Below are 20,622 nucleotides of genomic sequence, written 5' to 3' on the forward strand. Positions count from 1 at the left end.
TAATACAAAAGTGGAGTTAGCAAAGAAACCTTCAGCTATATCTCACACCGAGTATGGCAATACCTCTGGAAATGGGGTAGGCGTAGACACCCCAATAAAAGCAAAAAGTGGGTCAAAGAACGTTACTTCCACACCATTAAAGGCAATCAGTGGACATTTGCCTGTAAGGGCAAACGCCGTGGGAAAGAGGCAACATTAACACTCTTCCCCATAGCGCAAACACCCATAGAACGTCACATAAAAGTCAAAGGTAACGCATCACCGGACGACCCCTCCCTGAAAGAATACTGGAACAAACGTCACCAAAAGAATGGGAAATCATACTGGGAAAAAGGCGAGAAATATTATGAAGTAGCCAGAATCCAAAATTGGAAATGTCCCATCTGCGGTGAACGCTTACTAAATGGGGAGGAAGTCGAAACCCACCACATAGTACCTGTGGCTAAAGGCGGTCGAGACGACGTAGACAACCTACAGCACCTACACAGCGCGTGTCATAAGCAGGTACATTCAAAGTCCAAGTTGTAAGGCTTGAAGTATGGCAATAGCCGGATGATGGGAAACTGTCAAGTCCGGTTCAAAGGGGAGGGAAGAGTGGTGACACTCAACCCTTACCCGACCCAAAGGAAGGTTTCCTCCAGTCAGAGCGGGTCGCCACAAAAGTTTTAATTCCTGACACTGAGACGACCGATGTTGTACCTAAAAATAGGGAGAGCCTCCAGAGAGGTTGAAAGCGAAGCGTGAACCCCCTCGCCTTTAGGCATGGGGTGGCTTCAGTCTGGAAACGATGCGGACACTAATGCTGCCGTTGCTGGTGCGCTATTAGGAGCGCGTTTTGGGGATAAAAACATCCCGCAACAATGGGTGAAAGAATTGGTGTACGAGCAAGAATTAAATAATCGAGTAGAGAAACTAATAACTCTGGCACAAAAATGGAGCGGATGTTGATTGAGAGATGTTGCTTTGCGGCGATGGATTCAAGGCGCAAAAACCCGGTTTCTGTGGCGGAAAATAGCAATATTTCGCTGACTCAAGCCAAATAAACCGGGTTTTTTACCCGCTCTGGGCGAATACTTGACCGATGCTCTAGAAGCTGCCGATCTGGGAAAGCGTAGCTTTGTTTTTTACCCGGAAATAAATTTAGGGGCTTGTTTGGTCAAGTAATTGTGGTAATCGCCCGACCTAAATTGATTTGCAGGTTATCCAAAGCTTGTTGACTTTGGATAATGCCAATCAATTGTTCGGCGCCATTCTCGTTAAAACGATCGGCATCGAAGAAAATTCCTAGACCGCCATCGCCATTGGGCAAGCTGACCTTCTGTAACTGATATTCAATCGCTCCTGTAAGCACGATAGTATCTAGACCGGGTTGAAAGTCAACAATCAAAGCGTAGCTGGGTGGCGGTTCAGTGGGAGGTGGTGCGATGATAAATCGAATTTGGCTATCATCGTAGTAAACTTTGAAGGGGTCTCCCAGAACGAAAATATCTTTTCCCAAACCGCCAATCAGGGTATCCCTCTCTAACTGACCGGGTTGTTCCTCAGAGGGATTGACGCCAATCAGAACATCATCGCCGCCACCTCCCATGAGGGTATCTTTACCTGAATCACCAATCAGGTAATCTGCACCGATGCCGCCAAAGAGTTGGTCGTTGCCATCGCCCCCATTCACGGTATCGTTGTCACTTTCCCCATAGAGAATATCGTTATCAAAACCACCGTTAAGCGAATCGTCACCACTTCCGCCAAACAGGAAGTCGCTGCCGCTTCCTCCATCCAGAGTATCTTTACCCTCCCCACCCAGAAGCACATCTGTACCGCCAAAACCCTGGATCAGATCTTCATATCGAGTCCCATTGAGAAAATTGTTGCCTTCGTCGCCATTGATAATTGCCATCTTATTTTCTCCTGGCGTTGCTCGCGAGTCAGCGTCAAACCTTCTGTTTCTAGTAAAAACGATTGACCCCCTGGTTGTGCTGCCAAATTGCCGGAAAATCAGAAACGCGCCCTTAACGCAGACTTAGTGCGCCAAGTCTGGTAGCCTAGCAACTGGATGTATTCCTATTAGCGCCAATCGCGTTCTGCGTAAAACTTTGTGCGAAATACTTTTCTGAGGGAACGGTTTTGTTCAAGTCGCTTGGACGCGCACCTGACTCTAAACGGCTGTAGCAAGAAAGAATTTGAGTACCGCGAAGCAAGTTTCAAGATCGAAAGATTTGAGCGGCCTAAACTTACTCGTAGAGAAGTGTAGGAGCGTCACCGTCAACCAATCTCCACGCCCGGACCAACATACCCATTATCCCCATCCACTTCCAGCGGACTCTCCGCACCATCGATCTGCACCCGTACCAAATATTCTCCCGCCTTCACATCCAAAATCGGAAACACCACCGCTAAGCTATCCTCATCCCGGGGTTTGGCGGCAAAAATGTAACCCGCCGGATTGTTATTTGACCGCTCGTTCAAAAACAATAGCACCCGCTGCTCGCTACCAACGGTTAAATCAACTACCACCCGCAATTCTGCCGCATACAGATCGTCCTCGTTTCCCCATAAATCCAATACCTCTGGCTCTGCTACAATCTGCGGACACAAGACAAACGGCATCACATTCGACGCCACCGCCCGATCTGGCTCGCAGGGCGATCGCTTTACAATCGGATGCAACACCCACAACTGCTGTACCCCCGCTCGCAAACTTTGGGCTTCTTCCGGTGGTAGCGAGGCTAAATCCAAGCGGATCTCTTTTTCACTCACCTGCTGTGGCGTTACCCTCGCCTCGCCGATTCTCACTTGTACTTGATCTGCCTGCAACCGCTTGCCCCGAATCATCAATGTACTATCCGCTACAATCGGTTGATTTGCCCCCGCCTCTGATATCGCTTGGTCAACCATCGGCTGACTGGGTGTTGTGTAAAATTGCGTACTCCGTATTGGTAAGGCTCTGCCGCTCTGTCTGTTGCCTTCAATCAGCACTGTAGATCCCTGGCAAGCAAAAGATAGCACATAGGGTGTCTGGAAAAACACTGACCAAATTTTCGACAGTTCCTCGGTATTCATATGACTGGGAACAATCGTCACCCGCTCGACTTGCTGTTCCAAGGTAGAATCTGCCAAATAGCTGAAAGTCGAGTGATTCACCGTATCCCGAATCATCTCCGGCGTCAATATCGGGTGGTCAACAATGGTACGCACTGTGCTACCCAGCAGGCGTTGGGGTTCCAATTCTATGTCATTGCCGTAAAACGTCATGATGTAGAACAGGTCTAATCCCGCTTGGGCGTGTTTGATTAATTCTCCCTTGGGGCGACGGTTGCGTAAGTCGTAATTCCGCCAAGCGGGATTCGGTGTCGCTTGATACAGATAAATATTCACTCCTACTTCTGGCGTCTTACCCCCAGTTGCTTCAGGGCGCACCGTGGTAACCTTGGCTCCTGGTACATCGACTTGAACCGCCGCTTGCAAGAGCCTTTGCAGCGTGGCTGTAACGGTAGCGATCGCTAAATAATTACTCATAACCTTTCATTTGACTCTAATTACAACTTTTTGTTACCTTTTATTAAAAAAAGTCAAATAGCTGCGGTGATGATTTGACAAAAATTCCAGGCCGTATAAACTATAACCATTATTGCATCTACATCCAGTTATACCGCTTGTATTGTTACAGGCAAGATAGGATTGAGAAATTTTGCTGTCAGTGGGGGTTGGTTGATTTTTGACCAAACTCCCACAGTATTTATTGGGACAAAGGAAAAGGCAGCCCGACAATGTGAGGTTAAGATGTTTTAAATATGTTACTTTGTCAAGCACGCAAGCAGTTCCGTGTAAAATGCAACTTGAGAAGGGTATTAATTTAACCAGGCGATCGCTGACGACATCGACCTAATTTCAGGTTAACTTAGAAACCACAATCAAATTAATTTTGTAGGGCTACCAATTGGCAGCGGGACACTTAGGAAAAAAGCAACTATCTCCTTGTCTCCTTTGTACCCTACCAAAGTATGCCGCGTTATATTTGGTAGCCTTTTATAGCCCAGTCTGTCTGTTGCCCGCCCAATTCCTCAAGGAAAATTCTCTATGGCAAGACTTGATTACTTTGCCCCTGGTGTATACGTCGAAGAAATTGACCGAGGTAGTCGCCCGATAGAAGGCGTACAAACCAACATAGCTGGCTTTATTGGCTTTACCGAAGCCATTCGCAATGGCGCTGAACTCGGCAAACCGATGTTAGTCACCAGTTGGAATCAATATTTAGAATACTTTGCTAAAGAAAACTCCGATGGATTCACAGACTTCGGCGCTTATTTACCCTTTGCCGTTAACGGCTGGTTCTTAAACGGAGGCGCGAGGTGTTGGATTATTAGCATCGGTACCCAACTCCCCAAAGCCGCAGAAAATACCACCCAACCCGGACCAGAAGCAAATGCTCTGACTGTCAAAACCTCCAGCAAGCGCGAATCTTTGCAGTTTCTCCTCAAACCGGAAGAAGCAGATAACGGCGCGGTCAATGTAGAAATTTATCCCAGCGAACCAAAATCTTACCCCGAAGATCCGAACGTCCCTGCCCCCGTCCCCGCTGAATTTTTCACCGTGGTGATTAAACGCGAGGGGCAAGAACTAGAAAGGCACGAAAACCTGACAATGGATCGGAACGTGCAATCAGAGGTGGGAGACTATGCAGTAACCAAACTGCAAGAAGCATCCCAGTTCGTCACCGTACTAGACCTGAACCAACGGGGACTACCGCTGGCCCGCCGCCCCCTAGACGGTCAATATGAAGTCAGTCCTCCCCCCCTTCTACCGACGCGGGAAAACTTGTACCGATACGTGCAAGGGGTACGGGATGACCGCAGCGGGATACAAGGGCTATTCGAGATTGACGAAATCACGATGGTCGCCTGTCCGGATTTAATGTTGGCGCACAAACAAGGCTTAATCGACCGCGACCAACTGCACGGACTGATGGAATTAATGGTAAGTCTGTGCGAAAACGCCGCACCCAATCCACCCAACCGCATGGTGGTTTTGGATGTACCCCACGATTGCATCAAGCCGCAACATGTAACTAATTGGTTGGATAACGAATTTAACCGGCGTTCCATGTTTGCGGCGCTTTACTATCCCTGGATTAAAGTCCCCAATCCCCGCAACGCTGGAAAACCAATTTTAATCCCGCCTTCCGGTCACATGATGGGCGTGTGGTCGCGCACAGATGAAACGCGGGGCGTCTACAAAGCACCCGCAAACGAAACTCCCCGCGGCGTCATTGGGTTATCTTACGATTGCAACTTCCGCGAACAAGAATTATTGAACCCCAAAGGCATTAACTGCATCCGCACCTTCCCGAATCGCGGCATCAAGATTTGGGGTGCGAGAACGTTAGTAGAACCGGAAAAAACCGAGTGGCGTTATATCAGCGTCCGTCGCTTGATGAGCTATATCGAAAAATCAATCGAATTAGGGACGCAATGGGTCGTATTCGAGCCAAACGACCAAGATTTGTGGGCAAGAGTCCGCCGGACAGTCAGCAATTTCCTCGAACGACTGTGGCGGGAAGGCGCACTATTTGGTGCTAGTCCGGAACAAGCGTTTTACGTCAAGTGCGATGAAACCATAAACACCCCTGACACAATGATTCTAGGTCGGTTGTATATTGAAGTTGGCGTTTGCCCAGTCCGACCAGCGGAATTTGTCATCTTCCGCATCAGTCAGTGGAACGCTCAGGATGAAGAATAAAATGGCTAATGGCTAATGGCTAATGGCTAATAGTAAGAAGACGACGATTAGCAATTAGCAATTAGCAATTAGCAAGCTTGCAAGCTTGCAAATCAAAAGGAGTTAAATTATGCCAGCAGGAAACGATGAATTATTAGTCAGTTGTAGGTTTTATTTTGAAGCTGATGGTCTGACAGACAAGCAAATTCTAGAAGTCTCCGGTTTAAGTTCTGAAAGCCCAGCCGCCGGGGCTGACAAGGTAATGGGCTCGGGTAAAACCGGGGTGAACTTGCGTCAGGCAGCTCCCACCCGCGTCAAATTTACTCCAGTTGTGGTCAAAGTTGTTGCTACTACCAACAAAGACCTTTATAAATGGTACGAAGATTGCAACAAAAATGCTGGCGGCAAGTCGGAATGGTCGTCAAATCGAAAAGCGGCTTCCATCACCGTTTACGACCAAGCGGGAGAGATGAAAGCGCGTTGGGAGTTGCAAAATGCTTATCCCACCAAGTATGAAGGACCAAAACTGGAAGCTGGCTCCAATGACGTGGCTAACGAAACCATAACCCTAGTCCACGAAGATATCAAACGAGTGCAATAGGTAATTTGGTAATGGCTAATGGCTAAGGGCTAATGGCTAATGGCTCGCCAGCTACAATTAGCAATTAGCAATTAGCAATTAGCAATTAGCAAGGAGGTAAAATGGCAAACCTGATTAACGATTTTCCAGAAATCCTCACAAATTGCCGGTTTTATATCGAACTAAAACTCGATGGGAGCCAAGAACCAGTTGATGCTTACTTTCTCGAATGCAAGGGGTTTAAGCGAACTCAAGAGGTGATAGAAGCTTGTGAGGTAACTCCCGGACGCTGGGGTGCGGCTAAGTCGGGTCAGGTTGTCCGGACTAAAGTTCCTGGTAACGTCAAAACTAACAACGTTACCCTGCGCCGGGGAATGACTAAATCTTCGACTTTGTGGAAGTGGTTTGAAGCAACTCAGGAGGGAAATTGGGCTAAACAACGTCGCGATGGTTCTTTAACTATTTATGACCAAGCTGGGAACCCACAGGCTATATTTCAGTTTATGGGAGCTTGGCCTACAAGTTACGTTGCTTCCGATTTGAGTGCTGGCGGTGGGGAATTGCAAATTGAAGAAATGGAAATCGCTGTAGAATCGTTTACTCGGCAAAAGTAAAGCGCGATGTTTCAAACCGAGTTTGAATTTAATTTACCTAAAGGGTATCTCGATGCAGAGGGGAATTTGCACCGCAAAGGCATAATGCGTTTAGCCAAAGCAATGGATGAAATTGTGCCTTTGCGCGACCCCCGCGTCAAGTCAAATCCTGCGTATTCTACGGTAATTATTTTATCGAGGGTGATTACTCGTTTGGGTGCATTAGATGAGGTAACTCCGGCAGTGATTGAGGGTTTGTTTGCGTGCGACCTCAATTATTTGTATCAATTTTATCGTCGGATTAATGAATTGGATGATGAAACACAATCTGAGATTTAAAATGGCAGATGGCAGATTTAAAATCTAAAATCTAAAATCTAAAATCTAAAATCTAAAATTAGGAGCAATCGCGGTGAAACTCACCGATTTAGTTAATGCAGTCAACAGCAGCGTCAGGGAGGTAACAAATTTCATTCGCTACCCGTGGCAAAATATCTCCCGGATAGCGATGCGGCGCGTGCAAGATGAATATGAAAAGATAGAGGTTCCCTTTGGGAAAAAAAGTCCGGAAAAAGCACAGCCAGTGCGCGAGTATAATCGAGTACGCGGGGAGATAAAAGAAAAAGAAAAAGAAACAGCAACAGCGGTTAAGATAGTTGAAACCAAGCGGTTAGTGAGGAGAAAATCGCGGGGTGCAGAAGATATTCCAATTTTACAGAAAGAGCAGGAACTGCGAGGGGGTCGTCGGGGGAGGTATCGGATTGAAGGGTTGCTTAAAGATGGGGAAAGGGTGCGTGTTTATCAAGGAATTCACGTTGTTAATAGCAAGCCAATTTTGATTAAAGAATATTTGCTACCGGAGCGGGATTTTAATAAGCAAGAGGCGAGGGAAAGGAAGGAAAAGTTTGAGCGACTGGCGAGTTTGAATCTGAAAAATGGAGGGGGACAGGATTTTCGCTTGGTGAGTCCTTGGGATGCGATCGCTCCCCCGAATGAAAAACGCTGCTACCTGATTATCGAGCCACCAATTCACAATTGTATCACCTTACGGGAATACCTGCTCAGAAATGGCCCCATGACTCCCCAGCAAGTACGGGAAGTTTTATATCAAGTATTACAAACGCTTTGGTTCCTCCACACCCAAAAGTTGCGAATCTCCAGCGATGAAGTGCAGCAAGGCTTACCTCACGGTAATCTTAGTTTGGATAGTCTGGCAATTGCAACCAATAACCAGCCGACTGCATTTAATGAACCGCAATTTTTTATCTACGTATCCGACCTAGCTTTGTGGGAAGATTTGTTTAAACCACCCACTGTCAAAATTATTAACCATTTACCAGAACAAGATTTAAAAGAACTCGGATATGTAAGTTTTTATTTGTTGTCCGGAACAGATATCCACCCGATTTATAATCAGCCACTAGATCCCAAAATCCAAGAGCATTGGCCCGATATTAAAGATAATAGACTCAAAAAGTTGATTTATCGTTTGTTAGGAATAGAACCGAAGTTTAAAGACGCTTTTGAGGCGCGTCAAGCACTAAAAGCACCGGCGCCAGAAGAGATAATGTCAGCGCCAGAAGAGGTTTTTGTAGAGCCAGATGAAATAGAAAAAAGCAAGAATTATGCAATTTTGCGACGGCTATTAAAGTTGCTCGCCTTTGGGTTAATTGCGTGGTTTTTGTGGCAAATTATTTTGTATATATTAAGAGCTAAACCCCTGCCAAAAATCCCAGATTTTTCTCCGAAAACCTGCTGTTTAGTCGAAGTGGATAAAGTGCCAACGGTTCCAGTAAACTACACGACTGAAACAGACGGAGTTTGGAGTTATGTGTTGAGTAATTTTAGCTTAGTTTCTTATGGAAAAACTCTCGACCAAGAATTAAAAGATCGAGAGCCAAGGTTGGCAAATTATACGTTCAATCCTTCAACGCTGAATGTTATAGAAGAAGTTCGTTCGGGAAGGGCAAATTTTGCGCTGACCAGTTACAGCGAGAATTTACCAGGTGATTTGCAGCAAGAGGAAGTTGCTTACGATGGATTAGTGGTGTTTGTTGCTTTTAGCGATAATAAAAGACAGCAGAGTATTCCTAGTGCTTTGGATGGAAAAATTACGCTGAATCAATTGCGAGAACTTTACACGACGGGAACCTTGGAAAACTGGTCGCCTCCAGCTGGTATTAATAAGGAAATAAAACTTTATATGCCTCTGGATAATCCCAAAGTTATCAGAATTTTTGATCAGCTAGTTTTTCAGGGAGAAACGCCTAATGAATTTATAGATTTGAAGCAAAAAGCGATTCGGGAAGCATTAGAAGAAAAACAAAAAGTCAGCGAGGGTGTGGTTGCTAGAATCAACGAGCAGTATGATTATAAACCAGGATGGCAGAGAGCAGAGCTTATAGATAAAGCGCGGCGAAGTCTGTATGAAAGAAAGATAGATGAAAGTTATATTTTGGGGGAAATTTTAAAAGATTTCGAGAAAAATCAAACGGTGGGAATTGGGTTTGGTCTTCTGAGTCGAGTTTTTAATCAATGTGCGGTTTATCCTCTAGCAGTAGGAGAAAAAGGCAGAGAGGTTCAGGCGTTAGTGCAGAAGGTTGATGGTGAAATTAAACCGATAGAACCGACGACGGATTTATGCAATGATAAAGGAAGTTATTGGCCTGATGTTGAAGCTTTCAGTTCGGGTCGCTATCCTTTGATCTATCGTCTGGTAGTAGTTTATCCAAAGGATGAGCAACGGGGAGAAGCTGGGAGAAAATTTGCCGAACTTCTAAAAACAGATGAGGGACAAAGGTTGCTTGGGGAAGCTGGATTGGTGACTTTGAGAAAAATATCGAAAAGGAATTGAACCATTCCAGACACAGAGGAGGTAGAGGAAGAAGGAAGGGAGGGGATATGATGAGCAAGAAGGATGAAATGGCGAAGTTAATTGACAAAGTTATTCTCGATCCGATATGGTTGCGGAGGTTGAGCGATCGCGTGTATGAATTGATGGTAGAGGATATGAGGAATCAAAGCGAACGCACGGGAAATAGGAGGATGAGGTAATGTCTAAAAATGGGGTTGTTACTCAGGAATTAAACTACGTAACTGCTAACCGTTTCTACGTAGAAATGGAAAGTAATATTACTGCTTCGTTCAGCGAGTGTTCTGGATTGGGGGTTAAAATTAAGAAAGAAACTTATTATGAAGGGGGAGTCAACGATCAACAGCGGATTATTTTAGGTCAAGCAGAGTTTTCAGACGTCACCCTCAAGCGCGGAATTACCGATGATTTTGTCTTTTGGGATTGGGTAAGCAATACTCTCAGCGGGGGAAAAAAAGAACGCCGGAACGTAAATATTTTACTGTTTAATCAAGCAGGAGAAACCATGCAGTGTTGGACATTAATGGCGGCGGTTCCAATCGGGTGGAAAGCGCCAGCACTCCAAGCAAATTCCAACACAGTAGCGATTGAAGAATTGACCATAGCTTATGAAGGATTGAAAGTAGTTAAATCCGAAGGTGGCGGCGCGATCAAACTTCAATCCGGACGCCACGCATCGGGGTTTTTCCTCTAATAAATTACCAGGGAAATTCTATCGGAGGCGATCTTTATGTCTTTAAAGCCTCTTGGTTTTAAACATTCTTTAAGTCTACCGATTTTTTCGGGACAAAACTTGACGCCTCCTTTGGGTCACTTGCATCCATTGGGTGAGTCTTTGCGCGAACCATTGGTACAGGAAAGTGGAAACTGGGGATTTGATGCGGGGAGTTGGGAAGACGCGGGGAAGTGGGGAAGTGGAGACGCGGGGATGCTTTCACTTTCTGCAACAAATGAAACTTTATCTTCCCGATTACCAATTACCAATGACCAATTACCCGAACCTACTTCAAATACTCCAGCGGCGACGGAAAATATAGTTAGTCTCAAACCTTTGGGACAATCCAAGCCTCTCGGTAAATCATCTGATTTTCAGCTTTCTGAACTATCAGATTTACCTGCAATTGTCCAAAGCAAATCTAGTAGTGAAAAAAAATATATTTTAGAATATAAAATACATAATTTGATTGGTGACAGGGTTGATAGATCCACGAATGAGTCGCCAATAGTTTCCGCAACACCAGGGAATAATAAATCTGAATCGCCATCGCTAAACTTACCTAAATTAGGTAGGGGTGAGACCGAGAGTTTGGGTTTTAACCATCAGCTAATTTCTCCGTTTATAAGGGAGTCACAAGAGAAATTGCAGGCGAGTTTTCAGGAAATAGCTGGTTCAGATACAGTGAGAGAAAGTTGGCAAGAATCAGCGGCGGAAGAATTATCTTTAAAAGATACACAAAACTCGGCTAATCTATCTGGGGAAACGAGATATGATGCAGTAGCAATTACTGGGGAAAGCAACGCTGCACCAGAATCCCCGAGTTATATCCAGCCAAAAGAATCGCCAACTTCAAGTCAAGAATCTATTAGACTCCAAAATATGGGCGAGACGCCCACCCCACAAGAGTTTTTGGAGAAGTCTATTGAAGAAACAACTTTATCATCCCCAACAGCGACAGCCTTACAGTCAGCGATTCCGGCGGAAAGCTTCGCTAACGCACCTGAATCCCCAACAACAATCGGGTCAAAAGAATCGCCAACCTCACCAGGGGGAGAAACAACTTTATCATCCCCAACAGAGACATCGGATTCTGTGGCGATTCCTGCGGAAAGCTTCGCTAACGCATCACCATCCCCAACAACAATCCAGTCAAAAGAATCGCCTACTTCTATTACAGAAGAGATTCAGGAACCAGGGCAAAATATTATCCAACCTCCCTTGGAAAATCCCAGTTTAAATATTCTCAAACCTTTAGTAAATTCAAAACCTTTAGCTCAACAATCTGACTTTATTGCTTCCGAACTTGTATCTGAGTTTATCGAAAAATATACCTCCAATTCTGCTGAAACACCAACATCATCTATTACCGAGCGAGATAACTTACCAAACATTTTTCGCTCAAGGGATACCACATCAAAATCAACTGCTATAAGTATACCATATTCCTGGTCAAATATCTCCGAATTACTGGATGAAACCAACAATTATGCCGAAGAAAATATAGCCGATATCAAACCATTAGGTTTATCTAAACCTCTGAATAATGCAAACAATTTGCTCTCCCCCTCATTTTCTGAGTCCAACGGGGAACAAAATTTTTCATCTGCGGCGACTGAAGACGAATCCACGCCGTATCAAGATATACCGAACTCATGGTCAAGTATATCCGAATTATTAGGTGAAAATTCCACAACAACACCAGATAACATTACATCTGAAAAATATTATTATGAAGAAGATGAATTTGCACCTTTATCCTTACTTGAACCGGAGACTTATTCACTTTCCTCCCCCATTAGCACCGAATCGTCCGCTGCTGACATTTCCGATAGTTTCACTCCAGATGCTAGCGAAGAAATTTCCCAACAACCCACAGCAAATACGGCTCGCAAAGACTCTAAAATAGAAGATGAGCAATTAGAAATGCTTGCCCAAAAAGTTTACACCTTATTGCGGCAGCGGTTAGAAATAGATCTAGAACGTCAAGGTAAAGGCAGCGTAGGCTCTCCTATTTGGTTAAGTAATATTACATCGGTTTACGGAACTTCAACCAAGGTCAAATCAGCGCGTAAAAAGTCAACCCCCGGACAGAAAACGGCAGATAACCCAGACGAAGTTTCCCCAGCTGACGATCAATTGCAGAAACTCACCAGGGAAGTCTATCACCAAATTCGACAGAGGTTAGAAATCGATCGAGAACGTCAGGGACGCTACTACTCAGGTCGTGTAAATTGGTAAAATAAATAATTCAATTCAGGAGAATATATGCCACCGATCAGAACTGCACCTCCAATATCAGATAAATCCGGCAATTTAGTCAAAGCGGTATTGATATCCGATGATGGCGTCCCCCCCATCGAATTTATGTTCAATCCCACCGAATTGGTGTTTGAGGGAGTTGTTGAAACATCGGAAAGTCCAGGCGCGCGCACCCAGGATAAAGGACAGCCAAAAGTCAGCTTTTCTCATACAAAAGCTTACAAAATTACCATCAACAAAATATTGTTTGATACCTACGAAGACGGAGATGATGTCGTAAAGAAATACATCAATAGTTTCAGAAAAGCCGTTGAATTTGTTTCGGGGAAAGAACGTCCACCCATCTATCAATTCATGTGGGGAAAACAAGTTTACTTGCGACGTTGTTTTATCGAAAAACTCAATTACAAACTCACCATGTTTTTACCAGATGGGACGCCAGTACGCGCTATAATAGACAGTTTGACGCTCAAAGAAGCTGATGAACCCAAAGAAAACGGCCCTTTAGGCACTCCGAAGTCTAACCAAACAAACCGTCAAAAAGATAGTTTGGCTAAGCGAACTGCTGCTAGTAAAAAGGCTAATCAACGTCGAAGTACTTAAACAAAAATTGGTGATTTAGAGGTAGATATGACTTCAGTCCATTACCGCGCCCTCCCGACGTTAGAAATAGACGGTAAGCAAGCGCCTCCCAACTTGATGGAAGATATTGTGCAAGTAATGGTAGAAGAAAGCTTGCACATGCCAGCAATGTTTACCTTGGTGATTCAAAACGATTACTTTCCTGGTAGAAGTCAAGATGAAAAGTGGCGTTACCAAGACTTATTGCAAATTGGTAAATCCGTCAAAATTGGCTTTACTTCCAGCACAACCGAAGCTCAAGATTATAATCAAAGCAACAAAAATAACGTCATAGAAGGCGAAATCACAGGCATTGAAACATTCTTTAGCGAAAGGTCCCAAGCGCCAGTAATCGTGCGGGGATATGATGGCGGTCATCGCTTGCATCGCGGACGTTATAACCGTTCTTTTCAAAACATGACCGATAGCGATATTGTCAAAAAAGTTGTGCAGGAAGTCGGGATAGACATTGGCAAAATAGATGCAAGTGGAGTCGCCCACGACTACGTTTTTCAAGAAAATCAGACCAACATGGAATTCCTGCGCGAAAGAGCAGATAGAATTGGATTTGAACTGTTTATTCAAGATGGAAAACTGAATTTTCGCAAACCTAAAGCAGACAACAAAAAAATAACTCTAAAATGGTTGAAAGACCTCCACAGCTTCCGCGTGCGAGTCACCAGTTCAGAACAAGTTAAAGAAGTGGAAGTGCGCGCTTGGGATTATAAGGAAAAAAAAGCCGTTGTCTCGACCAAAAACCAAGAAAAAGTTATCACTAAAACCAATAACGGCAAAGGTAGCGATACCAGCAGTAAATTTAAAGGTCAGCCGCCAAAACCTAAAATGATTGTGGTAGATAAACCCATCTTCAATCCCAAAGAAGTCGATACAATGGCGCAAGCTTTGTGCGACGAATTAGGGGGACAATTTATCTACGCCGATGCCAAAGCTGAAGGAAATACCGAAATTAGACCGGGGCGCATCGTCAAATTAGAAGACATGGGACAGCACAGCGGCGAATACTACGTTACCGAAACTCGTCATACATATCACGAGCGAGTATACGTTACAGAATTCAGCGTGCGAGGATTGCGGGGAGGCGACCTTTTAACTACCCTTTCCCCAGCAAATCACTTGCAACCTGGACAAACTTTAATGGTAGGAATTGTTACCGATAATCAAGACCCCGAAGGTTGGGGTCGAGTTAAAGTTAAGTTTCCTACCCTAACAGAAGAACACGCCAGTAACTGGGCTAGAGTAGTAGCGATCGGCGCTGGAAATCGGCGAGGATTTGATTGTTTGCCAGAAATCAATGACGAAGTGCTGGTGGCATTTGAACACGGCGATATTCATCGTCCTTACGTCATTGGTGGAGTTTGGAACGGCAAAGATGCCACGCCCAATCCCGTCGCAGATGACGTTGCTGATGGAAAGGTGCGCCTGCGGACATTTAAAACCCGCGTCGGGCATAAAATTCAGTTTGTAGAGGAGGATAAAGGTAGTAGTAAGAAAGGGGCTTATATTGAGACAGCAGAGGGTCATAAATTACGGATTAATGACAGTCAAAAGTTTGTAGAAATTGAAACCAAGGGCGGTCATAAATTGCGTTTGGATGACAGCAATGCCACTATCACTTTGAGTTCAAAAGGCAATATCGATATCAATGCCAATGGCATCATTACCATCAAAGGTAGCACGATCAAACTCAACTAAAAGTTAAGGAATTTTTGTATGGGAAAACCAGCAGCTAGAATTACCGATCCCGTAGCCCATCCCCTCCCACCTGTATTAACTGGAGGGCCTGGTAGCCCTAATGTATTGATAGGCAATTTACCAGCTTGGCGGGGAATTCCTTTAGCCTCAGCAGCTGCAATACAATCGGCGAAACGAATTAGCGACACAGCAATTAAAGCAGCCGAAGCAGCCACCCTAGCAGCCGCAGGAACCCCTGGATTGCCAGCAGCTAAAGCGGCGGAAGAAACAACTAAAGCAACCGCTGCTGCCAGCATGAGCAGTACAATTACTAGCAGTGCGGGTGGGGCAGATATCCATAATTGCGCTACACCTTTGCCGATTCCCCCACATGGCCCCGGCGTTGTAATCGATGGTAGTGCTACAGTGTTGATTAACGGGCTTCCCGCTTGTCGCGTAGGAGATACAATTGTAGAAGCAGTTGGACCACCGAATAAAATTACAGCGGGCTGTTTTACTGTAATGATTGGCGGTTAATTTTAGTCCCCAAAATATCAAATCTGAAATCTGAAATCTGCAATCTGCAATTACTGGCAGTGCCTGGAGGAATTAGGCGATGAGTGAAAGAGTACCAGCCCAAAATAAAAACTCAGCGACGCCATCCCAGGCTACTCAATCAAGTTCGCCCCTTTTTCAACAACGCCCTTTTACTGATGAGCGATATGAATCTGTAGGCAGCAATTCAAATATATCAAAGGAATTAGAAGGGATTCAGCCAAAAACTATTCGTCGTAGCTTAAATTGGCAAAATATTACTGTAGAAGCGCCTTCTCGTAGCGATCGCATGTCTTTACCTGGTGGCATCCAACGCCAACAGGCACAACCAGCGCCAGCAATTGGGCATCAGGTTTCAGCAGATTCAGAAGAAAAAAGCGCAGAGGAAGTAAGCAATTCAACGATATCTACCGACTCTGAACCACAACAACCAAAAATCGCTCGTGCTAGGTTAGACTGGCGCAATATTTCTGTAGAAGCGCCTTCTCGTACTGGTGGTGAAGCTTCCCCTCAACCGATTCAACGCCAACAGGAGGAAGCACCAGAAATTCAAAGTCAAGAAACAGGCTCACTAGAAGAAAAAAGCACAGAGAAATTAAGCAATTCTACAATATCTACCGACTCTGAAGCACAACAGCCAAAAATCGCCCGTGCTGGCTTTAATTGGCGAAATATTTCTATAGAAGCGCCTCCTAGTGCGGCAGCTTCTAGCACTTACCCAGGAGGAATTCAGCGTCAAGAAACCTCTGATGTGAAGGAACAAGAAGACTCAACTGAATCTCTTCAAATGCAGTCAGAGGGGGCAATTCAGGCTAAGTGTAGTGAATGCGAACCACAAGAAAAAGAAGAGCAAAACAACTCTTCAATTCAAACCAAACTAACCGTTGGCGCACCGGGGGATAAATACGAACAAGAAGCTGACAATATGGCTGCGAAAGTCATGACCATGCCAGACTCAGCTATACAGCAACCAATTCAACGTCAGACTGAAGAGGAAAAAGAGCCAGTCCAGATGCAGCCAGAGGCTAACTCCATTACCCCATTGGTGCAGCGCCAAACGGGGGAAGAGGAAGCTGGCTACGAAGCCGACACAGAGCCACCTGAGAACTATCAACACCGCCGTGAAGATGCAGGTGTGGGAAACAAGGTAGACTTTTTAACTCATCGAAATTTCCGAACAGAACGGAGGTATCGGCGTCAGTTAAAAGACCAGGGAGGTGGTAGGAATGTTTACGTAGTGAGCTATCGGTTACCCGATGGAAAGCGGGTAAGAATCTTAACTGTTTCGCAGCCCCCTGGTTCGTTACCGTCCGGGCACGAACAAATGGATGAATCTACCCTCGCATCAACAACAAAAGTCGGTCATTCCGAAGCAGCCCACCACAGAATAGAGCAAAATTCCCCAGAACTACTCGATGCGACGCGACGTTACGAAGCAACAACCAGGGAACAATGTGGTAGCGGTTCAGGTAATGCCAGTTGTAGGTACTTGTATCCGTCCAAAGCAGAAGAGCATTTCTATGGTTATCCCTATTCTGCTCCTGAAGATCACATACACAACAATGAGCTAAGCAACAAGGTTATAAATAACAGGAACAATAACCAGCGACAGACGGAAGGACTCAGCAAGGATGAGAAAAAACAGTATCAAAAAGCGGAGAAAGACGCGAAGTGGGCGAGACAAGATGGCCCAGACCAAAATAAAGCATTAAATAAGGATTTAAAAAATCTAGGCGAGACAGATTCATCTGACGAGTATTCATCAGATGAAGACCCAGTATATCTACATCCTACAGCGCGGAAGCTGTTAGGTTCAGACGTAAAACAGCTAGGGAAAGCCCCCCTCTTCGACATCCCCGCAGGCAAAACACTTAGTGAAAAGGAAATGGCGGATCAGAAGGACTGGGTAAACAAACAAAAGGAAAAACAAAACAACAAGAGAAAAAACCCGGAAACACTAGAACAAGATACAAATAAAAAACAGCGAACTGAAGGTTCAGCACCAGTGCAAATGAAGCCGGGACTGCAACAAGCAGCTAATGGCAGTTCCCAAGCTTCCCCCAGCATAGAAAATCGCCTCTCCAACAGCAAGGGTGGAGGTAGTCCGTTACCGGATGAGGTGCGCTCATTCATGGAACCCCGCTTTGGTGCTGATTTTAGCGGTGTGCGGGTGCATACGGACTCGACTGCGGTGCAGATGAATAAGGAACTAGGGGCGCAGGCATTTGCTCATGGTAGCGATATTTACTATGGGGCGGGGAAATCTCCGGGTAAGAATGAGTTGACGGCGCATGAGTTGACGCACACCATCCAGCAGGGTGCTGCGGTGCGGATGAATAAACAAGTACGCCGCCAGCCCAACCAGCAGGAAGAGGAGAAAGAACAACTTCAGGCCAAGGAACTACCCGATCGTACCCTTAAAGATTCCCTGAATAAAGAACTGCGGTTACAGCAACAGCAGGAGCAAGAAGAAACCGAACCGCTTCAGGCTAAAGAAATTCCGGCTCAGACTCCCGAAGTTTCCTTAAATAGGGAACTGGGGTTACAGCAACAGCAGAAGGAAGAGGAAGGCGAACCACTTCAGGCTAAAGAAATTCCGGCTCAGACTCCCGAAGTTTCGTCAAATAAACAACTGCGCTTGCAACCGCTGGAGGAGCAAGAAGAAACCGAACCGCTTCAAGCTAAGGAACTGCCTGGTCACAACCTTGAAGTTTCCTTCAATAAGGAACTGCGACGGCAGCCAGAAGAAACCGACGATGGAGTTATTCAAGCAAAAACACTAGAAGGAGGCATCACGCCAAGTCCCCTATCGATTCAGCGTGGGATTGGGGATTGGGTTTCAAAGGGGTGGAACAAAGGAAAGGAAATTGTCGGCGCTGGACTAGGTAAAGGGCGTGACTTATTAGCAGGCGGACTTGACTGGGTAAAAAACAACATTATCCAACCTCTGATGCGGTTGGCTTCAAGCGGGTGGAGCGCAGTAAAAGGCTTCGGCAGTCAGATTGGAAACGCATTTAAACAAGCCAATCCTACTATCTGGGATGTTTTCCAACCAGCTCATCTTCTGTTTCGTGTGGCAAGAAATCAAAGAAGACAGCTGTTTGCACAAGCCATACAAGCAGAACGAAGCCAACAAGCTAAAGCTGCTGCTGGAGTTCAATCCTCTGCTCCAGCGCCCGTAAGGGAACCCAGCCAATTAGAACGATTAAACGAACTGGCGGAAAAAGTAGAATCCGTCCCAGCCGCAGGCTTTAATGTCGGGAAAGAATTACTCGAAGGTGCTGTTGTTGGTGATTTTAAAGAAAACCCAACAATATGGAATACCATCGGGCAGGTTGCCATCGGTTTTGTTCCTTATGCGGGACAGGTTGCTGACATCCGAGACATCATTGCCAATGTCAAGAAACTCCACGAAACAGGATACAAAGACCCTGACGCCTGGATTAATCTCGTCCTCACAGGTATTGGTATCATCCCCGGTGTTGGGGATGCGATCAAAGCAGTCGGCAAAGGCTCTAAGGGGGCTATTCGTAAAGCTCTTAGCGGTGTGCTGAAGAATGCAGATAACATTTTGCGACCCGCTTTAGGCAAAGCGAAGGGACTGCTCAATGGGGCGCGTCGCTACGGAAAACAATTCCTGGGATGGGCATCTGGACAGGGAGCGAGGTTACGGCAAGGGGTGACGCAATTCGCCCAGAAAACCGTTAATTTTGCTAGAACAGCGGGTCAACGAGCGCGAGGACTGGTTACGGCACTTCAAGCACGGATTGGCGGTTTTGTCAATGGTGCTATGCAAAGAGCGCGTAACGTTGCAAACCTTGCACAAGGCTTGTTGGGTAAAGTAATGGGGCCATTCATGGGGATGGCGAGAAAGGCTTTTGATGCCGTGCAAAGTCGCGTTTCGCAAGCAGTGGACATGGTTAAAACTGCGGCGCAGCGCGGGAAAGATATAGCGTTGAAGGTTGGTCGCAAAGTCGTTGATGTGACCCGAAAGGCGACAACTCTCCTGAAAGAATTTACTCAAAGCGCCATTCAAAAAGGGCGAGAGGCAGTTCAAAAAGCTAGGCAATGGAGCAGTCAACAGATAAATAGAGTAACTCAGTTAGGGCGTAGACTGGTCACGCAAGCTCGCAAGCGGGTGACAGATCTGGTTCGCAAAGGGATAAAGTTGGCGAAGGAAAAAGCCCTTACTTGGATTAAGCAGAAGATAGCTGGTGTTAAACAGCGCGTACTCGGCTTTTTGAAGGACAGATGGAATCGTCTGAAAGAGAAGCTGGGAATTAAGAAACCTGGACAAGCAGGAAAAGAAGGAGCTGAACGCGGCGGGAAAGAGGCTATCAATAAGGCAGCCGAAATGCCACGCGCCCTTGCTGAAGCCGCAGCTATTGCCAAATCCTTAGAAGCCACAGGGACGGCGATTCCAGGCATTTTAAGTGGGCTTATGCCACTCAAAACCCGTTATCGCTGGATTAAGGCATTTGAGGCAGAACCTAAATCTGGAGATACTTTTACACTCTTCTTAATTGCCAGCAAACATAAAATTATCAGTGTCAGGCAGAGAAGGCGTCAGTATAAAATAGATGCTCAAAACATAGATCGTGCTGGAGGTCACTCTTATGCAGATCATGGCGCTCACACAACTCCTGAACAACACAGGCAACGTCTTCTAACGGGTGTTACACCGGGAGGATCTACGCGCGGCATACCTTCAGAATCTAGTAAATTTGCAACCCATCGCGCACACGTCGATGCCTCTCAAAAAGCTCAGGTAGAGCTGGCTAACAATTGCTACAAAACTAATGGTACTCTCAAAAAAGAAGTAACAGTTGTCTTCGATATGCCTGGATCTGGTTTTTCATACACAATTGACTCGGCAGGAAATTTGCTTCCTCCTAAAAAGGTAGACAAAGTTTATGCTTTCTTTAGACAGAATAGTCACGGTTGGTACGACCTGATTACCATGTATCCCAAACCCTAATTTTTTTGAGTCATAAATTTAATCGGGGAAAAAAGATTA

17 protein-coding genes are annotated in these 20,622 nt (G+C 45.6%); 14 read left to right on the top strand and 3 right to left on the bottom strand.

Annotation, left to right across the window (positions count from 1 at the left end):
• The first annotated feature begins 39 nt into the window (after positions 1-39).
• Entirely contained in the window at positions 40-528 is a 489-nt protein-coding gene (locus ACE1CM_RS15970) for an HNH endonuclease (protein ID WP_374878534.1), read from the top strand.
• Here the strand turns inward: ACE1CM_RS15970 and ACE1CM_RS15975 are convergent.
• Positions 511-660 (bottom strand): hypothetical protein, encoded by a 150-nt coding sequence (locus ACE1CM_RS15975; protein ID WP_374878500.1) that lies wholly within the window; start codon positions 658-660, stop codon positions 511-513. The two genes, ACE1CM_RS15970 and ACE1CM_RS15975, sit on opposite strands and share 18 nt — an antisense overlap.
• Positions 661-762: 102 nt before the next feature.
• Here ACE1CM_RS15975 and ACE1CM_RS15980 point away from each other — a divergent pair, with 102 nt between their 5' ends.
• Positions 763-948: an ADP-ribosylglycohydrolase family protein gene (locus ACE1CM_RS15980; RefSeq protein ID WP_374878501.1), complete on the top strand. Its 186-nt coding sequence runs from the start codon at positions 763-765 to the stop codon at positions 946-948.
• Positions 949-1,156: 208 nt separating this feature from the next.
• Here ACE1CM_RS15980 and ACE1CM_RS15985 read toward each other — a convergent pair whose 3' ends face one another.
• Together ACE1CM_RS15985 and ACE1CM_RS15990 are read right to left on the bottom strand one after the other, a co-directional pair.
• Positions 1,157-1,897 carry a calcium-binding protein gene (locus ACE1CM_RS15985; protein ID WP_374878502.1) on the bottom strand — a complete coding sequence of 247 codons (741 nt, stop codon included), beginning with the start codon at positions 1,895-1,897 and terminating at the stop codon, positions 1,157-1,159.
• A 365-nt stretch (positions 1,898-2,262) separates the two neighbouring features.
• On the bottom strand, positions 2,263-3,516 hold the full coding sequence (locus ACE1CM_RS15990; protein ID WP_374878503.1) for a DUF4255 domain-containing protein: 1,254 nt from the start codon (positions 3,514-3,516) through the stop codon (positions 2,263-2,265).
• Positions 3,517-4,077: 561 nt separating this feature from the next.
• Here ACE1CM_RS15990 and ACE1CM_RS15995 point away from each other — a divergent pair.
• The 12 genes from ACE1CM_RS15995 to ACE1CM_RS16050 all read left to right on the top strand — a co-directional run bounded on the left by ACE1CM_RS15995 (position 4,078) and on the right by ACE1CM_RS16050 (position 20,583).
• A complete protein-coding gene (locus tag ACE1CM_RS15995) occupies positions 4,078-5,736 on the top strand; it encodes a phage tail sheath family protein (RefSeq protein WP_374878504.1) in 1,659 nt (552 codons plus the stop codon).
• A gap of 109 nt (positions 5,737-5,845) precedes the next feature.
• The gene (locus ACE1CM_RS16000; RefSeq protein WP_374878505.1) at positions 5,846-6,316 is read left to right on the top strand and encodes a phage tail protein; all 471 of its coding nucleotides are present in this window, start codon (positions 5,846-5,848) and stop codon (positions 6,314-6,316) included.
• Positions 6,317-6,417: 101 nt separating this feature from the next.
• Positions 6,418-6,909: a phage tail protein gene (locus tag ACE1CM_RS16005; RefSeq protein ID WP_374878506.1), complete on the top strand. Its 492-nt coding sequence runs from the start codon at positions 6,418-6,420 to the stop codon at positions 6,907-6,909.
• Positions 6,910-6,915: 6 nt separating this feature from the next.
• Positions 6,916-7,227: a hypothetical protein gene (locus ACE1CM_RS16010; RefSeq protein WP_374878507.1), complete on the top strand. Its 312-nt coding sequence runs from the start codon at positions 6,916-6,918 to the stop codon at positions 7,225-7,227.
• 73 nt (positions 7,228-7,300) lie between these two features.
• The gene (locus tag ACE1CM_RS16015; protein ID WP_374878508.1) at positions 7,301-9,742 is read left to right on the top strand and encodes a hypothetical protein; all 2,442 of its coding nucleotides are present in this window, start codon (positions 7,301-7,303) and stop codon (positions 9,740-9,742) included.
• Between the two features lie 47 nt (positions 9,743-9,789).
• Positions 9,790-9,942 (top strand): hypothetical protein, encoded by a 153-nt coding sequence (locus tag ACE1CM_RS16020; RefSeq protein WP_374878509.1) that lies wholly within the window; start codon positions 9,790-9,792, stop codon positions 9,940-9,942.
• Entirely contained in the window at positions 9,942-10,454 is a 513-nt protein-coding gene (locus tag ACE1CM_RS16025; protein ID WP_374878510.1) for a phage tail protein, read from the top strand. Before ACE1CM_RS16020 ends, ACE1CM_RS16025 begins: the two co-directional genes overlap by 1 nt.
• A 36-nt stretch (positions 10,455-10,490) precedes the next feature.
• Positions 10,491-12,716 (top strand): hypothetical protein, encoded by a 2,226-nt coding sequence (locus tag ACE1CM_RS16030; RefSeq protein ID WP_374878511.1) that lies wholly within the window; start codon positions 10,491-10,493, stop codon positions 12,714-12,716.
• Between the two features lie 27 nt (positions 12,717-12,743).
• Positions 12,744-13,340 carry a hypothetical protein gene (locus ACE1CM_RS16035; protein WP_374878512.1) on the top strand — a complete coding sequence of 199 codons (597 nt, stop codon included), beginning with the start codon at positions 12,744-12,746 and terminating at the stop codon, positions 13,338-13,340.
• Between the two features lie 27 nt (positions 13,341-13,367).
• The gene (locus ACE1CM_RS16040) at positions 13,368-15,071 is read left to right on the top strand and encodes a VgrG-related protein (protein ID WP_374878513.1); all 1,704 of its coding nucleotides are present in this window, start codon (positions 13,368-13,370) and stop codon (positions 15,069-15,071) included.
• 18 nt (positions 15,072-15,089) lie between these two features.
• Entirely contained in the window at positions 15,090-15,587 is a 498-nt protein-coding gene (locus ACE1CM_RS16045) for a PAAR domain-containing protein (protein WP_374878514.1), read from the top strand.
• 79 nt (positions 15,588-15,666) lie between these two features.
• Positions 15,667-20,583, top strand: a complete 4,917-nt coding sequence (locus tag ACE1CM_RS16050; RefSeq protein WP_374878515.1) for a DUF4157 domain-containing protein — start codon at positions 15,667-15,669, stop codon at positions 20,581-20,583.
• Positions 20,584-20,622: the final 39 nt, after the last annotated feature.

Source organism: Microseira sp. BLCC-F43 (assembly GCF_041929235.1).
In the GTDB taxonomy this organism is placed as follows: domain Bacteria; phylum Cyanobacteriota; class Cyanobacteriia; order Cyanobacteriales; family Aerosakkonemataceae; genus Microseira.

Excerpts from the sequence above, each read along its gene's own strand:
- ACE1CM_RS16040 (WP_374878513.1), top strand. The coding sequence starts at position 13,368 with ATGACTTCAGTCCATTACCGCGCCCTCCCGACGTTAGAAATAGACGGT.
- ACE1CM_RS16000 (WP_374878505.1), top strand. The coding sequence starts at position 5,846 with ATGCCAGCAGGAAACGATGAATTATTAGTCAGTTGTAGGTTTTATTTT.
- ACE1CM_RS16045 (WP_374878514.1), top strand. The coding sequence starts at position 15,090 with ATGGGAAAACCAGCAGCTAGAATTACCGATCCCGTAGCCCATCCCCTC.
- ACE1CM_RS15985 (WP_374878502.1), bottom strand. The coding sequence starts at position 1,897 with ATGGCAATTATCAATGGCGACGAAGGCAACAATTTTCTCAATGGGACT.
- ACE1CM_RS16005 (WP_374878506.1), top strand. The coding sequence starts at position 6,418 with ATGGCAAACCTGATTAACGATTTTCCAGAAATCCTCACAAATTGCCGG.
- ACE1CM_RS16030 (WP_374878511.1), top strand. The coding sequence starts at position 10,491 with ATGTCTTTAAAGCCTCTTGGTTTTAAACATTCTTTAAGTCTACCGATT.
- ACE1CM_RS16010 (WP_374878507.1), top strand. The coding sequence starts at position 6,916 with ATGTTTCAAACCGAGTTTGAATTTAATTTACCTAAAGGGTATCTCGAT.
- ACE1CM_RS15990 (WP_374878503.1), bottom strand. The coding sequence starts at position 3,516 with ATGAGTAATTATTTAGCGATCGCTACCGTTACAGCCACGCTGCAAAGG.
- ACE1CM_RS16025 (WP_374878510.1), top strand. The coding sequence starts at position 9,942 with ATGTCTAAAAATGGGGTTGTTACTCAGGAATTAAACTACGTAACTGCT.
- ACE1CM_RS16020 (WP_374878509.1), top strand. The coding sequence starts at position 9,790 with ATGATGAGCAAGAAGGATGAAATGGCGAAGTTAATTGACAAAGTTATT.
- ACE1CM_RS15980 (WP_374878501.1), top strand. The coding sequence starts at position 763 with ATGGGGTGGCTTCAGTCTGGAAACGATGCGGACACTAATGCTGCCGTT.
- ACE1CM_RS16050 (WP_374878515.1), top strand. The coding sequence starts at position 15,667 with ATGAGTGAAAGAGTACCAGCCCAAAATAAAAACTCAGCGACGCCATCC.
- ACE1CM_RS15995 (WP_374878504.1), top strand. The coding sequence starts at position 4,078 with ATGGCAAGACTTGATTACTTTGCCCCTGGTGTATACGTCGAAGAAATT.
- ACE1CM_RS16035 (WP_374878512.1), top strand. The coding sequence starts at position 12,744 with ATGCCACCGATCAGAACTGCACCTCCAATATCAGATAAATCCGGCAAT.